Here is a 13,486-nt window from a genome sequence, read left to right on the forward strand (position 1 = left end):
GCCACGATAGTTTAGGGGTAGCCCTACGCAAAAATAGCTCGATGCCAGGTTTTATTATTCAACTCAAGCCCTTGTAACTACATTTAGAAAGGCTTTTTGTTTTGCTGATAAGATAATAAATATTTAGCGCTTAAACCTTATAAGCCTTCACCAGCATTTATCAACAAATCCATAGATTCACAGCTATTAGAAATTTAAATAACCTCAACGGCGCAAGGAAGTTGAGAACAAATGGCTGCCTTAAACCTCCACTACAAGTCATTGGCAGCTTTTACAAAAGAGCTGTTGCTGACCTCGTTTTCTTACCGAGGGCTGGCTTTTTCTTCATCTGAAGTGTCCGGGATCGTTGGGTGTGTTAGGTCTCTATTGGACTCAATTGAGAAATCGCACCTTTGGCACGTTTTTTAACTTTGAGAGAAGGTAAAATTATAAGTAAAAATATTAAGAATTTTAAAGAAAGTAATCAATGTCCAGCATTTCTCTTGACAAAAGTAAATCTCATATCGTCGTCATCGGTGCGGGAATAGGTGGACTGACTGCTGGAGCATTATTAGCTCATAAAGGTTACAGCGTCTTAATTTTGGATCAGGCTCTCCTACCAGGAGGCTGTGCTTCAACGTTTAAACGCCAGGGATTTACCTTTGATGTGGGAGCAACTCAGGTGGCGGGGCTGGAACCAGGGGGAATTCACCACCGCATTTTCTCAGAATTGTCAATAGATTTGCCAAAAGCAACGCCTTGTGATCCTGCTTGTGCGGTGTATTTACCTGGGGAAAGTACACCGATTAATATCTGGCGTGACCAAAAGAAATGGCATGAGGAACGACAAAAACAGTTTCCCGGTAGCGAACCTTTCTGGCAATTGATGGCAACTTTATTTAATGCCAGTTGGGAATTTCAAGGACGCGATCCGGTGCTACCACCGCGTAATTTATGGGATTTGTGGCAGCTAACGCAAGCGGTGCGTCCAAGTACATTAATTACCGTACCCTTGACTTTGTTGACGGTAGGAGATGCTTTACGGTTATGTGGACTGGGAAATGACCAACGACTGAGGACTTTTTTGGATTTGCAACTGAAGCTATACTCCCAAGTCAATGCAGAAGAAACAGCATTACTTTATGCAGCAACAGCGTTGAGTGTATCCCAACTGCCCCAAGGATTGTTTCACCTCCAGGGAAGTATGCAAGTATTAAGCGATCGCCTGGTACAATCCTTAGAAAAAGATGGCGGCAAATTGTTGATGCGCCACACTGTAGAAGAAATCAAAGTAGAGAACGGCAAAGCTACTGCTGTTGTGATTAGAAATCAGAAAACTGGCGAAGTCTGGACAGAAGCAGCCAACCACATAGTTACTAACGTCACCGTGCAAAACTTGGTGCAGTTATTGGGAGAACAAGCGCCATCTGGATATAAAAATCGCGTGGAAAAACTACCCCAAGCATCGGGCGCGTTTGTGGTCTATTTGGGTGTAGATGCCAACGCAATTCCTCTTGGATGTCCACCCCACTTACAATTTCTGTATGATCCTGATGGCCCCATTGGCGAGAATAATTCCCTATTTGTTTCCGTCAGTGATCCTGGAGACGGTCGCGCACCGTCAGGTAAAGCGACAATTATCGCTTCTTCATTTGTCGATCCTACACCGTGGTGGCAGACTGAAGATTATGAAGGACTAAAACAAAAGTTTACCCTCCAAGCGATCGCTCGTCTTGCCCAATACTTCTATCTCAAACCAGAAACTATTATTCATCAAGAAGCTGCAACACCTCGCACTTTTGCCCATTTTACAGCCCGCGATCGCGGTATAGTTGGTGGGATTGGTCAAAGGATTCCTACCTTTGGCCCCTTTGGGTTCGCTAATCGTACACCAATCCAGAATTTGTGGCTAGTTGGTGATTCCACCCATCCAGGCGAAGGTACCGCCGGGGTGAGTTATTCGGCGCTGACGGTAGTCAGGCAAATTGAGGCGTAAAAAGTTATCAACTACCAGTAATTGAAAAATCTTCCTTGATTGGCAGGTAATTCATCCTTGTAACCGATGGCAAACAGGGCAGAAAACTGATGAAATAAAGTTATAGTTGCTAATCTGGAGTAATGACAGACAGCGTTTTAATTCTTGGTGGACGGGGGCGGATTGGTAGCACTGTTGCTCAGGATCTCGCTACCCATACGCAGGCAAAAATTACGATTACTGGGCGTTCTGCGGAGTTTGGGAAGGCTGTTAGCTTGTCTTCGGGAGGACAAGTGCAGTTTTTGGTATTGGACTTGGCAGAAGTTGACAAGCTGCAAGATGCGATCACAAACTCTAACTTAGTCATTCATTGTGCTGGCCCATTTCACTATCGAGATACTAATGTTCTCGAAACCTGTATTGCTCAAGGTGTTAATTATGTAGATGTCAGCGACCATCGTTCTTATACCAGCAAAGCTCTCAATTTTCATCAACAAGCCGCTGCTGCTGGTGTGACAGCAATTATTAATACTGGCATTTTTCCTGGTATTTCTAACAGCATGGTACGTCAAGGTGTTGAACAATTTGATAAACCAGAAAAGATCCATTTAAGTTATTTAGTTTCGGGTTCTGGCGGTGCTGGCATTACAGTGATGCGAACAACTTTTCTGGGGTTGCAGTATCCTTTTGAGACTTGGATAGATGGAAAATGGGAGATAATCAAGCCTTATAGTGAAAGAGAATTAGTTGAGTTTCCACCGCCCTATGGACGCACCGGAGTTTACTGGTTTGATATGCCAGAAACCTTTACATTGCCGAAAGCCTTCCCATCAGTAAAAACTGTAATTACTAAGTTTGGCTCTGTTCCCGATTTTTACAATCACCTAACTTGGATTGCGGCACACGTTTTTCCCAAGTGGTTAATGCAGCGTCGTTACATGATTGAATTTCTCTCTCATGTCAGCCATTCTATGACAGATGTCACTAATAATTTTAGTGGAATTGGCGTAGCAGTTCGTTCAGAAGTTACAGGGCAAAAAGATGGTGACACCGCCGTTTATTGTTCAACTGTAGTGCATGAAAATACAGCCGTGATTTCTGGTTGCGGCACAGGTAGTATTGCCCAATTATTACTAGAAGGTAAACTCAAGAAACCAGGTGTTTTTGCTGTGGAAGAAGCACTACCAACAAACTTATTTAAAGAGGTAATGCAAAGCCGAGGAATTAAAATTAATCACAGTTGGTTATAGCTCAATACGCTTGGGTTAAGGGACTGACAAATAAAAAAATACCCCATAAGAGTAGTAATTTATTTGTTGGAAATCCTAAAAGGTTCAGATAGCATTAACTGAACTATAGGTCAATACGCTTGCGTTAAGGCTAAAAAATAAAACTGGTGTAGGTTGGGGAGCCACTGCTACAGGTGCGGTTCTCCTTCTCCCTCTCGTGAGAGGCTTCCGCCAACGCGAAGCGTCTCCAAGAGTTGGGAGAAGCAAGTGGCGTTTGAGGAACGTAGACTCGTTCGCGGAGCGTCTCCAACAGTTAGGGCTTTCCGCAGGGAACCCAACATTATCAAGGCTTTGTTGGGTTTTATTCCTCAACCCAACCGACTATTCTTTTTAACCCAAGCGTATTGAACTATAGGTAAAAATTAATATACCCTGCGGTAGAAGGAAGAAGTGTACCTAAACACTTAGGATGCCTGTGAGCCTTAAATATTAAATATATTTATACATCGCCAAGGCTCATAACAGAAAAACAAGAGGTTTTTTCATGCAAAGAATTCTATTAACTTTAAAGAAGGCATTACGTTCAAGCTTTTTAGTTGTTGGCTTAATAATTTTCATCAGCTTGTCAGGTTCCTTCATTTTTGTTCAGCAAGCTAGTTATGCAACTACTCTTGAAGAATTAAAGCTAATACCTCCAGAGTATAAACCAAATTCTGAAGAAAAAATTAATCGTGCTAACGAATTTGACCCAGGTGTTGGCATTGAAGAAGAAGGACGAGAAGAAGCTTATGAGCAAGCAATAAAAGATTCAACAAACCTTAATACTATAGAGAAGACTTACGAAAGGAATTTGAAGGCGGAACAAGAACAAAATCCCCCAGAAAGTTTCGGTGAAAAAGCGAAAGAAGTTCTTGAAAAGGTGACAGGTAAATAGTTCAGAAAAGGGAAAACTAAATTGTAGTGTGTGTTATCGCCGAGGGTACGGCATTATCAACATTTTCCGGTGCGTTAGCCTTGGGCATAACACACCCTACAAAAATTAATTGGTTTTACTCAAATTCATCAATTGTAGCAGGAGGAGTAGCGTTTGTCTGATTAGCAATATTGCGCTCATACCATTTCATTAATGGAGTTGCACTGATACCATGTATAATCACAGAAGCTACAATAGTAGTGTAAGTTATCCAAGCAATTTGTTCGGCAGCTTCACCTTTTAAGCCATTACCAAACGCATAGGCAAGATAATATAAAGAACCAACACCGCGAATACCAAACCATCCAAATAACCACCGAGCTCCTGGGTGGAAGGTTCGACGACGTGAGCCTAGAGGACGTTTACCTATCGTGCTAATCCAAACTCCTACAGGTCTGATTATGAAGAATAACAAAATTATCACTAACAAAGATTGCATAGCATAATTGAGCATTGGTTTCAATAATAATATTGAACCTAATATTAAAATTGTCCCAACTTCCAGCAGCTTTTCAATTTGCTCAACAAATTCCAATTGTTCTATCGGTTTTTCAGAATTTTTGTAACTGCGTTGCACGACTAACCCAGCAACAAATACTGCTAGAAATCCATAGCCATTAACCATTTCTGTTAAGGAATAAGTTACTAGAATTGTGCTAATAGCAATAAAGTCTTCCATTAACTTATCAGCAGGACGGCGTTTTTGAATTTTTTGTTCAATCCAAACTATAGATTTGGCAACAACGATTCCCATAACAATGCCAGCTGCGATCGCCCAAATTAAATCAATCGCAATCCACTGTTTAAACCAGTTACCCCAGTTATCATCTTTTAAGGCATGAATGCCAAAATAAACGAAGGGAAAAGCTAAAGCATCATTTAACCCACCTTCAGAAGTTAAACCAAAGCGCAACTCATCTTGGTCGTTTGTATCGGTCAGTTGTACTTCTGATGCTAATACTGGATCGGTAGGTGCAAGAATTGCTCCTAATAAAATCGCTTCTCCCCAATTCATCCCTAAAAAGAATTTACCCACAGTAGCCAGAGCAAAAATTGAAATTGGCATCAGAAATACAATCAATCGCACCGTAATATTCCAAACCCCCAACCTGAGAGGACGAACAATTCTTAATCCGCAGCTAAACACAGAAATAATTACTACAAGTTCTGTTATTCTCTCCAGCAGTTCAGCGTTGAAAACTTCATCCCGACGTAATTCAATCAGCCCGAAGCCGTAAGGCCCTAGAATAATACCAACTAGTAGGTAGATGATGGCAAAAGAAAGAGGTAAGCGAGCAATCCAACCTGACCCTAATGTGACCATCAGTAAAAGTAGACCAATCACAAATAATTCAATAATGTAGATATCTACCATATAGCGATTTATATAAAAATTAGGTGTTGCTTTGTAAGCTTAGTTGCAATAGCTTTTTATTATAAATAACCTATGGGCAGATTTTTTGGAATTAGGGATTGCGACTCCCTACCCAATTGGAGAAGAAGAGGATTGAGACTCCACCTCCACCGAGCAACCATTGTGGTAAGTCCTCTTCGAGAAATTTGGCGATCGCTTTCCCTGCACTTCGGCAAGATCCCTTCTCTACCTTGGGCTGCGCCAACGGCAAGCTCAGGGCATCGCAGTTACCACCCCGTAGGCATCGCGCTTTGATTATTCATCTCTGGATTGAAACACAGCCCCTAAAACAATGGGATGTAGCACGGGAATATCGCTAATACACCTGTGCGCTCCTACCAATTGTCTATCTTCCCTACTTTCTCGCTCAGACATCGCCCATTTTAGTACAAATATACTATAATGGAGATAGCGTTCACAAAGCCTAGCCAAATGCATAACGGCTCTGTGAAGACCTTCTGGAAGATGGATTCAAGGGTTAGTTCGATGATGAAGCATTATATTCTCAACCTCAATCCGACTGCCAAGCATGAATGGGATCGGTGTATTTTACGTGATCCGTTGACTGCCAAACGCCCAGAGATTGCCAAATTAATTGCTGAAGCAGTTGGTGCTGATACAGGCAGTTATTTGGTGAGCGTGAATATCGAAGTTCAAGTTTTGGAGCAAGCGGCGGTACCTCAAGCCGAACAACTCTCGCTTTCATTTCCAGAAGTGAGTGTGCCGTCACAACCACAACTGCGCGAAGTGGCTTGAGCTACAGTGCAGAGTTTAGCAGAAAATAATTAGCCTGCATAAGCAGGCTTACTTTGCCTAGCCGCAGACTTCAGTCTGATATCATGTCCGGCTGATTAGTTCTCATTAGCTAATTTCAAAAATTCAAAAAGTCGAGCTACGTTCTTCAAACGCCACTTGCTTCTCTCAACGCGAAGGAACGTCTCCAAGAGTTGGGGAGATGCACAAGGGACAAGTCGGGAAACCGCACCTGTAGCAGTGGCTCCCCAACCTACAGATATTACAAGTGTTTAACCGAGCCTTATATGAGACAGCAATTCGGCAATTTGCTGATTAATAATTGCAACATCAAAACGCCGACTAGCAGTAGTCCTGGCATTATTGGCTATAGTTGCAGTAATTTCCCTCTCCTGAAGACAGGTGATAATTACTTGTGCAAGTTCCTGGGGTTCTCCTGGTGTCACTAGAAAACCATTAAGCCCATGTTCTACTAATTCCATTACACCCCCAGCTTTTGCTGCAACTACAGGTTTTCCACATAGCATTGCCTCAACAATCACTCTACCAAAAGGTTCTGGTGAAGTAGAAGTATGTGCTACCAAGTCACAAGCTGCCATTAACTGGGGAATATCTGAACGAAATCCTAAAAATTTGATGCGGTTTTCTAATCCCAGTTGGGCAACTTGTTGGTGTAACTGTTGGACGTAATCTTGTTCACCAAACAGTGCATCACCCACTAAAATTACTGTCACCTCTGGCGGACATTTGGCAAGGGCATCAATTAAAATATGCTGCCCTTTCCAAGGTGCAAGACGGCTAAAGTGTCCAACTACAAATTTTCCTGACAATCCTAACTGTTGCTGCAATTTATTAATGTCAGACTCATTAGTTTGATAAATTTTTGGAGCAAAGCCGTTATAAACAACTTCGATAATGTTTTCGCTCCCTCCTGCTTGCACAAATGCTGTTTTACTAGCTTGGGAATTAGCAATTACTAATGATGCAAAACGATTAGCTAAGTTAACAGCAATGCGAAGATTAGTTGGGCTAAAATGTTCTTTAGAAAGAATATCATGTAAATGATAAACCAGAGGGCGACGACTAAAAAAACTAGCTAATGCTCCGACAACTAATGCTTTTTGGGTATTTGCATAGATTAAATCGTATTCACGCGCTTTTTTAACTACCTTAGTAATTAAAGGTGCAAGTTGTCCCAAACTCTTTAATCCTTGTACCAAACTGCTTTCTTTGCGAACTTGGATTTCTTGAGTTGCGAGAACTTCTACTGGGATATGATTTCGCTGTAGTAAATCTTTAAATGAGCCATCTGCAAATAAACCTACCAAAGCGCGATCGCCATATGGTTTAGCAATATCTATTAAACATAATTCGGCACCGCCTGGTTTGCCGCTTTGGTCTAGGAAAAAAATTCTCATTAAACCTCTATTTTATCTAATTTTATCCACGTAGCGCCCCTAATATTTAGTAGATTAATTTCTTTAAGCTAATAAAATATTTCGTACTTTTTGGGCAATCTTATTCCAGTCGTAGTGTGTGGTGGTGTAATGGCGACAGGCTGATCGTGAAGGTATGGGGATATTTCCCAAAAGCACTTGTTCTAGTTTTTCAGCAATAGCCGAGGCTTCTATCGAAGTAGTAATTAAATCGGGTGAAAATTCTGCTAAAATTTCCGGCATTCCCCCAACTGGTGTACATAAAACAGGAGTCCCACAGGCTAGAGACTCGATTATTACTAATCCAAATCCTTCAAAAGATTGACTAGGCATAATAGTCAATTCAGCAGCTTGGTAAGCTATAGGTAATTGCTCATCAGGTAGAAAACCTAAAAATTTAACGTTGTCGTCTAGTCCTAATTCTGTAGCTTGTTGTTGTAGTGCAGCTTGGATGTGACCACGGCCTGCGATCGCTAGCCAAACATCTGGTATTCTGGGCTTAATTATAGCCAGTGCCTGTAATAATTTGTCAACTCCGGTTCGATGTACTAAGCGGCGTGATGTAAATAAGATACGGCGATTATTTGGCCAGCCTAACTTTGTACAAGCCTCCTGAGGTGATAAATTTGGTTGAAACCAGTTAATATCAACTCCACCAGGAATAACATTAATTTTATTCCACGGTACTTGATATTTTTGATGTAAAATTTTACCAAATGCTTTGCTCAAAACAATGAAGCGATCGCAGCGATTATAAGTGTTTTGTTCTATTAGCCAGTGCTTGATCAAAAGACTAAGATTTTTATTAACCACTTCTTGCTGACTCTCAGAAGCCCAAGGGCCATGAAAGTTAAAAGTAACTGGTACTCCCTTTGGTAAAATATCTAAAATAGGAAAGCTATATAATGCAAAGTGCAAATTAATCGCATCTGGTTTGCTTGTTCTTGTTTTCTGGAAGTTCGTGCGAATTGACCATAATCTTTGCCAAATAGCACTATCGGGACTCGCCAAATTAGTCAGCTTAACCGGTGAATTTATTTCAGCCTCTGGTAGACCGACTCCGCATAATTCAACCTGGTCTTTATTTGCGGCTAATTTATGAGTTAGTTCATAAATATACCTTTCTAGTCCTCCGGGACTTTTGGGAAACCAGCCTAATCCAAGGGTGAGAATAGATGCAGATGCTGACGTAAAGCTTTCTTGTTTATTTTCCATCGATGTGTCTCCTATAAATGTATTAAAACAGTAGGGGCATAGCAATGCTGATGCGTGTCAACTTAACGTAAAACCATGTCCCACAAGGAACTGAAGTTCCTTGCTAATAGCTCAAGTCATCTCAAGATGACTAAGTAATCTGAAAAATCTTTAGTCTACTTCAGTAGACTTTAGCTAAAAGCCAAAGAACTTTAGTTCCAGGCGGGTGAGTCAAGCCGAAAGTTTTGCTACTTTTTGCTTAAGTTGACACCAATGAGCTTTTTCTGTGTCCCTACAGCGTGTTGTATCCCAACCTGAATAACTAAAATTTCTAAATACACATTAGCAATAAAGTTTTTTATAGAACACCAATTTATAAACTATTTATATGTGAACGTCAACAATGAACTAAAGCCTGTGTTTTTATTAACTAGACAACACTGGCTTCGACACATATGATACCTGCCAATTAAGGGACGTGAATCCTAGATAGTCAGGAGGAAAAAGCACTATAAATCATTAAATCGCAAATTATAATGTATTAATATTTACCATTTCTGGTTTAAAAGTAGTAACTATTAATACCTGGAAGAATCTTTTTCAGTTATTAGCTGAGACTTTAAAGAATAATGCGATTGTCTGTCCAGATATTACCTATATCTTAGCCGCTTCAAAATATTTATATTTTTTTGCGGATTTACTAAACAATGATTGTATATAAATAATTAAAAGCTTAAAAAATATATGAAACATAGATTACTGGCGGAGTTAGTAAAACTGCGTCAAAAGCTGAACCAGCATATAAAGAAATTATCTAAAATCAGATATTTACAAAAAAGTAAAACTTTCAACTTTTTACTCAGTCTGACTGCTGGAGTTATCGTTACTACCCTTGGAATTACAACAGACTGGGCGACAACTGGAACATCCACACTCACATACAAAACATCGTGGATAGGTAATACTTTTGGTAGTGGAAATCTGCGGGTACAAAACAATATTGAGGCAATGTATGTTGCCCCTGATGGCACAGTTTATACCAATAGCCATTGGGATGAGGCGGGAATGGAAGCAGGAATATATAAGGATGCTAAGGTTATTGGTGCCCTTGGAGATACTCACGGCTGGAGTCGTGGTGGTGGCAAAGCTGTAACAGCAAATAGTAAATATGTTTACATTGCCATGACTCAAGGTTCGAGGGGCAAAACAAATGAAGATTACCCCTCTGAAGGAACAGCTTGGCATTGCGTTAGACGTTATGACTTGTCAGGAAAACCTGCGCCATTTCCTAATGGGCGTGGCTGGGATAAAAGTATGTTGATTACCAGCACTAAAACTGAAGTCACTGGATTAGCAACTGTAGAAAGCGAGTTGTATGTGAGTGATTTTGGTGCTAACCGGATTCGTGTCTATGATACTGATACGATGAAGGAACTCCGCAGCTTTACCGTTCCTAATCCGGGGGCAATAACTATTGATCCAGAAAAAAATCTGTGGATTATTCAAAGCAAAAATGGTAGTAATCCTGCCAAGATTATACATTATTCCCAAACTGGAAAGCAATTGCCCCAAGAGATTGCAGATATCGTCGAACCAACAGCGATCGCTATTAATCATCAAGGTAAGCTGTTAGTGGCAGAAAATGGCCCTCGTCAGCAAATGTTGATTTACGACATCAAAGATAAGCCGGTGCAGGTGAGTAGTTTTGGCTGTAAGGGCGGTATCTATGCAGGAGTTCCTGGTGAAGTTCGAGATTTGAAACTTTATGGACTTACGGGAGTTGGTACAGATGCTTCAGGCAATATCTATATAAATAGCAATGGTTTCAACAAATCAGGAACAGATTTGCGGAAATTTTCGCCATCGGGAAAACAACTGTGGCGATCGCTGGGATTGATATTCGTCGATAATGCAGATGCTGATCCTAAAACTGATGGTGTAGATTTATTCACCAAACAAGAACACTATCTGATGAATTACAGTAAGCCTGCTGGTAAGCAATGGACTTACAAAGGCTACACCTTAAATGGTTTCAAATATCCTCAAGATCCGCGTCTGCATACATCGCCAGATGGAACCTTTGTTCGCCGCATCCAAGGGAAGCCGTTTTTGTTCCTCACAGATATGTATAGCAGCTTTCTGCAAATATATCGTTTTAATCCAGCCACAGATGGCCAAGTTGCCATCCCAGCCGGAATGTTTGTTGGTAGCAATGGCGCAGATAAAAAATTTCTCACCGGAAATTGGCCACCGCATCAACCAGAACAAGGGGAATGGATCTGGCGCGATCGCAACGGTAATGGCAAATTTGAAAAGAACGAATACGATCGCAGCAAAGATTATCCTCATCTCGGCGGTTGGTGGGTAGACAGCAAAGGAGATGTTTGGAAAGCTTTGCGAACACAAGATGGCACTGCTATCCGACACTATCCTTTACAGGGAATTGATCCTAAAGGCAACCCCATCTACAGCTATAGTTCGATGCAAAAGCAAGCTACTCCCAGTATATTTAACGACTTGCGGCGGATCGAATATTTCCCCCAAACAGATACGATGTATTTGTCAGGCTTCACAGTAGATCACCCCGCCTTCGGTGACGATACTGGAGTTGTGGGATCTGAGATTGCTCGTTTTGACAATTGGAGTCAAGGAAATCGTACTCCCCGTTGGCGAATTGTGATTCCCTACGACAGCACCGGCAAACGTGAAGTCTCTACAGCTGCAATGAGTGTAGCAAAAGATTATGTATTCGCCGTGACAGTGAAAACCGCAGAAGTATATGTCTACAATGCCACGACGGGAGTGCAAGTACAACAGTTAAAACCAGGCCCAGAAGTTGGAAGCGAAAGTGGCTGGATTGATATACCTTACGGTATCCGCGCTTTTCGGCGTTCCAATGGTGAGTATTTGGTATTTGTGGAAGAAAATTGGAAAGGAAAGGTGATTGTGTATCGGCTGGTGGGGTAAGTATTTACCGAAAATTTGGGACTAAAGCCCCGTGCTTCTAGCACCTGAGGAGATGAAATGCATTATCCTTCTGAATCATCTGATATTAAAGGTATTGCCTTCTATGGTGCAGAAGAATCTTTAGAAGATAATCCTGAACAAAAAATCATGGGTTTTTGCGTACATAACTGGAGTTTACAGGTATAGATATGAGCGTAGGGTAAGCTGATGAAAGGAATTATCTGCTCGATTTGAGGGGTAATGCGAAAGTTCTGCAAGGCGATCGCTCCTGTGCTTTCCTCTCTAGAGACGCTCTGCGGGTTCGCTTGAAAGCTGTTATTCGTGCGATCGTCTCAGCAGTTAAGGGACTTTCAAGAAATAAATTATCTAAAGAAACGAACCACTCCAGACGCAGAGAACACAGAGAGAAGAGAAATAGAGAGGATTTTTGCATCAGTTTTGGGATATTTTTTTATTTGGAAGTCCCTAATAGTCATTAGTCATTGTCAGGAGGCAGCAGTTGTCTCCCCATCCCCTCATCTCCCCTGCTCCCTCTTAGGAGGCTTTGGGTTTGACGAACTGAAGTGTCATGCGATCGCTCTCTCCAATAGCGAGGAAGCGTTGCCTATCCTTTTGACCTTGGCTCAAGCTCGGAGGTAGCGTCCAAACTCCGCCCGGATAGTCCTTGGTATCTTTTGGGTTGGCGTTAATCTCTGATTTGCCCACGAATTTGAAGCCGGCTTTCTCCACAGCAGCAATTACTCCATCTTCAGACATATAGCCAGTTTTGATACTCTCTTCTAACGAAATCCCTGGTTTGGCGCGGTGTTCTTCCACCCCTAAGATACCCCCTGGCTTGAGTGCTTTGTAAGCCGCAGCGTAAACCTGCTCGGCATAGCCAGCTTTCACCCAGTTGTGAATATTGCGGAACGTAACAACCATGTCCACGGAGTTGTCTGGGGCTAGGGTGATTTCGTTTGGGGGATTAATTTGGGACACTTTGACCTTACCAAAAATCTCTGGATGATCTGCTAGTAGAGCTTGGAAAGCCAAAGCGGGTTTACTCGTACTGGGAGCAAAGCTAGTAACTATGAGTTGCCCCTTTGCCGCTAGAAATGGAGCTAATATCTCGGTATACCACCCGGAACCCGGCCATAATTCAACTACAGTCATGTTGGAGCGTAAACCGAAGAATTTCAAAGTCTGGGCTGGGTGGCGGTACTTGTCTCGGAGGCGATTCTGCTCTGAGCGATGACTGCTGGTGAGTATGGTTTGGAGCGTGGTTGTGTTGCTGAATGTCGCTTTTTTGCTCTCGTTGGCTAGAACAGCTGGGGACATTACGGTTGCCAATACGACCAAAGCTAGAGTCAGGGCTTTTAGTAAGCGTTGGCGGGGGGTGGGATTTCGTGCAAATTTCATAGCTGTTGCGTTTACTTTCTACTTCAGCATAAGGGTTAATAGCCGCTTCAAATTAGGAGAAAGGAATGGAAGTGAGGTCAAAGTGAATCACGGGCGGATTAGACATAGGCGTGAAATTAAATATGCGTTACCCAGAACCCTTGTTTTGACGTAGCACTGCTACGTCAA

At 41.9% G+C, this 13,486-nt stretch carries 12 protein-coding genes; 7 read left to right on the forward strand and 5 right to left on the reverse strand.

The window, feature by feature from the left end; all coding sequences use genetic code 11:
* The first annotated feature begins 466 nt into the window (after window positions 1-466).
* The 3 genes from crtD to HWQ23_RS11385 all read left to right on the forward strand — a co-directional run bounded on the left by crtD (window position 467) and on the right by HWQ23_RS11385 (window position 4,117).
* Window positions 467-1,975 carry a C-3',4' desaturase CrtD gene (crtD, locus tag HWQ23_RS11375; RefSeq protein WP_292827922.1) on the forward strand — a complete coding sequence of 503 codons (1,509 nt, stop codon included), beginning with the start codon at window positions 467-469 and terminating at the stop codon, window positions 1,973-1,975.
* 122 nt (window positions 1,976-2,097) lie between these two features.
* Entirely contained in the window at window positions 2,098-3,204 is a 1,107-nt protein-coding gene (locus HWQ23_RS11380) for a saccharopine dehydrogenase family protein (protein WP_292827925.1), read from the forward strand.
* A gap of 523 nt (window positions 3,205-3,727) precedes the next feature.
* A complete protein-coding gene (locus tag HWQ23_RS11385; RefSeq protein ID WP_292827928.1) occupies window positions 3,728-4,117 on the forward strand; it encodes a hypothetical protein in 390 nt (129 codons plus the stop codon).
* Window positions 4,118-4,232: 115 nt separating this feature from the next.
* On the opposite strand, the gene HWQ23_RS11390 is transcribed toward HWQ23_RS11385, so the two are convergent.
* Entirely contained in the window at window positions 4,233-5,531 is a 1,299-nt protein-coding gene (locus HWQ23_RS11390) for a cation:proton antiporter (protein WP_292827931.1), read from the reverse strand.
* A 98-nt stretch (window positions 5,532-5,629) separates the two neighbouring features.
* Here HWQ23_RS11390 and HWQ23_RS11395 point away from each other — a divergent pair, with 98 nt between their 5' ends.
* On the forward strand, window positions 5,630-5,890 hold the full coding sequence (locus tag HWQ23_RS11395) for a hypothetical protein (RefSeq protein WP_292827934.1): 261 nt from the start codon (window positions 5,630-5,632) through the stop codon (window positions 5,888-5,890).
* A 166-nt stretch (window positions 5,891-6,056) separates the two neighbouring features.
* Window positions 6,057-6,326, forward strand: coding sequence for a hypothetical protein (locus HWQ23_RS11400; RefSeq protein WP_292827937.1), 270 nt, complete (start codon window positions 6,057-6,059; stop codon window positions 6,324-6,326).
* Window positions 6,327-6,595: 269 nt separating this feature from the next.
* Here the strand turns inward: HWQ23_RS11400 and HWQ23_RS11405 are convergent, their stop codons facing one another.
* Together HWQ23_RS11405 and HWQ23_RS11410 are read right to left on the reverse strand one after the other, a co-directional pair.
* Window positions 6,596-7,741, reverse strand: coding sequence for a glycosyltransferase family 4 protein (locus HWQ23_RS11405; protein WP_292827940.1), 1,146 nt, complete (start codon window positions 7,739-7,741; stop codon window positions 6,596-6,598).
* 63 nt (window positions 7,742-7,804) lie between these two features.
* Complete coding sequence (locus HWQ23_RS11410; RefSeq protein ID WP_292827943.1) at window positions 7,805-8,974, reverse strand: glycosyltransferase family 4 protein; 1,170 nt, start codon at window positions 8,972-8,974, stop codon at window positions 7,805-7,807.
* A gap of 723 nt (window positions 8,975-9,697) precedes the next feature.
* On the opposite strand from HWQ23_RS11410, the gene HWQ23_RS11415 reads away from it, so the two are divergent.
* Together HWQ23_RS11415 and HWQ23_RS11420 are read left to right on the forward strand one after the other, a co-directional pair.
* Complete coding sequence (locus HWQ23_RS11415; RefSeq protein WP_292827946.1) at window positions 9,698-11,920, forward strand: NHL repeat-containing protein; 2,223 nt, start codon at window positions 9,698-9,700, stop codon at window positions 11,918-11,920.
* 57 nt (window positions 11,921-11,977) lie between these two features.
* A complete protein-coding gene (locus HWQ23_RS11420; protein ID WP_292827949.1) occupies window positions 11,978-12,106 on the forward strand; it encodes a hypothetical protein in 129 nt (42 codons plus the stop codon).
* Between the two features lie 31 nt (window positions 12,107-12,137).
* Here the strand turns inward: HWQ23_RS11420 and HWQ23_RS11425 are convergent, their stop codons facing one another.
* A complete protein-coding gene (locus tag HWQ23_RS11425; RefSeq protein WP_292827952.1) occupies window positions 12,138-12,353 on the reverse strand; it encodes a hypothetical protein in 216 nt (71 codons plus the stop codon).
* 101 nt (window positions 12,354-12,454) lie between these two features.
* The gene (locus HWQ23_RS11430) at window positions 12,455-13,318 is read right to left on the reverse strand and encodes a class I SAM-dependent methyltransferase (protein WP_292827955.1); all 864 of its coding nucleotides are present in this window, start codon (window positions 13,316-13,318) and stop codon (window positions 12,455-12,457) included.
* Between the last annotated feature and the right edge of the window lie 168 nt (window positions 13,319-13,486).

The organism is Nostoc sp. JL33 (assembly GCF_017114985.1).
Lineage (GTDB): Bacteria > Cyanobacteriota > Cyanobacteriia > Cyanobacteriales > Nostocaceae > Nostoc.

What these genes read in the sequence shown, in the direction of transcription:
- HWQ23_RS11385 (WP_292827928.1), top strand. Translation starts at nt 3,728, where the DNA reads ATGCAAAGAATTCTATTAACTTTAAAGAAGGCATTACGTTCAAGCTTT.
- HWQ23_RS11420 (WP_292827949.1), top strand. Translation starts at nt 11,978, where the DNA reads ATGCATTATCCTTCTGAATCATCTGATATTAAAGGTATTGCCTTCTAT.
- HWQ23_RS11400 (WP_292827937.1), top strand. Translation starts at nt 6,057, where the DNA reads ATGATGAAGCATTATATTCTCAACCTCAATCCGACTGCCAAGCATGAA.
- HWQ23_RS11415 (WP_292827946.1), top strand. Translation starts at nt 9,698, where the DNA reads ATGAAACATAGATTACTGGCGGAGTTAGTAAAACTGCGTCAAAAGCTG.
- crtD (WP_292827922.1), top strand. Translation starts at nt 467, where the DNA reads ATGTCCAGCATTTCTCTTGACAAAAGTAAATCTCATATCGTCGTCATC.
- HWQ23_RS11410 (WP_292827943.1), bottom strand. Translation starts at nt 8,974, where the DNA reads ATGGAAAATAAACAAGAAAGCTTTACGTCAGCATCTGCATCTATTCTC.
- HWQ23_RS11405 (WP_292827940.1), bottom strand. Translation starts at nt 7,741, where the DNA reads ATGAGAATTTTTTTCCTAGACCAAAGCGGCAAACCAGGCGGTGCCGAA.
- HWQ23_RS11380 (WP_292827925.1), top strand. Translation starts at nt 2,098, where the DNA reads ATGACAGACAGCGTTTTAATTCTTGGTGGACGGGGGCGGATTGGTAGC.
- HWQ23_RS11430 (WP_292827955.1), bottom strand. Translation starts at nt 13,318, where the DNA reads ATGAAATTTGCACGAAATCCCACCCCCCGCCAACGCTTACTAAAAGCC.
- HWQ23_RS11390 (WP_292827931.1), bottom strand. Translation starts at nt 5,531, where the DNA reads ATGGTAGATATCTACATTATTGAATTATTTGTGATTGGTCTACTTTTA.
- HWQ23_RS11425 (WP_292827952.1), bottom strand. Translation starts at nt 12,353, where the DNA reads ATGCAAAAATCCTCTCTATTTCTCTTCTCTCTGTGTTCTCTGCGTCTG.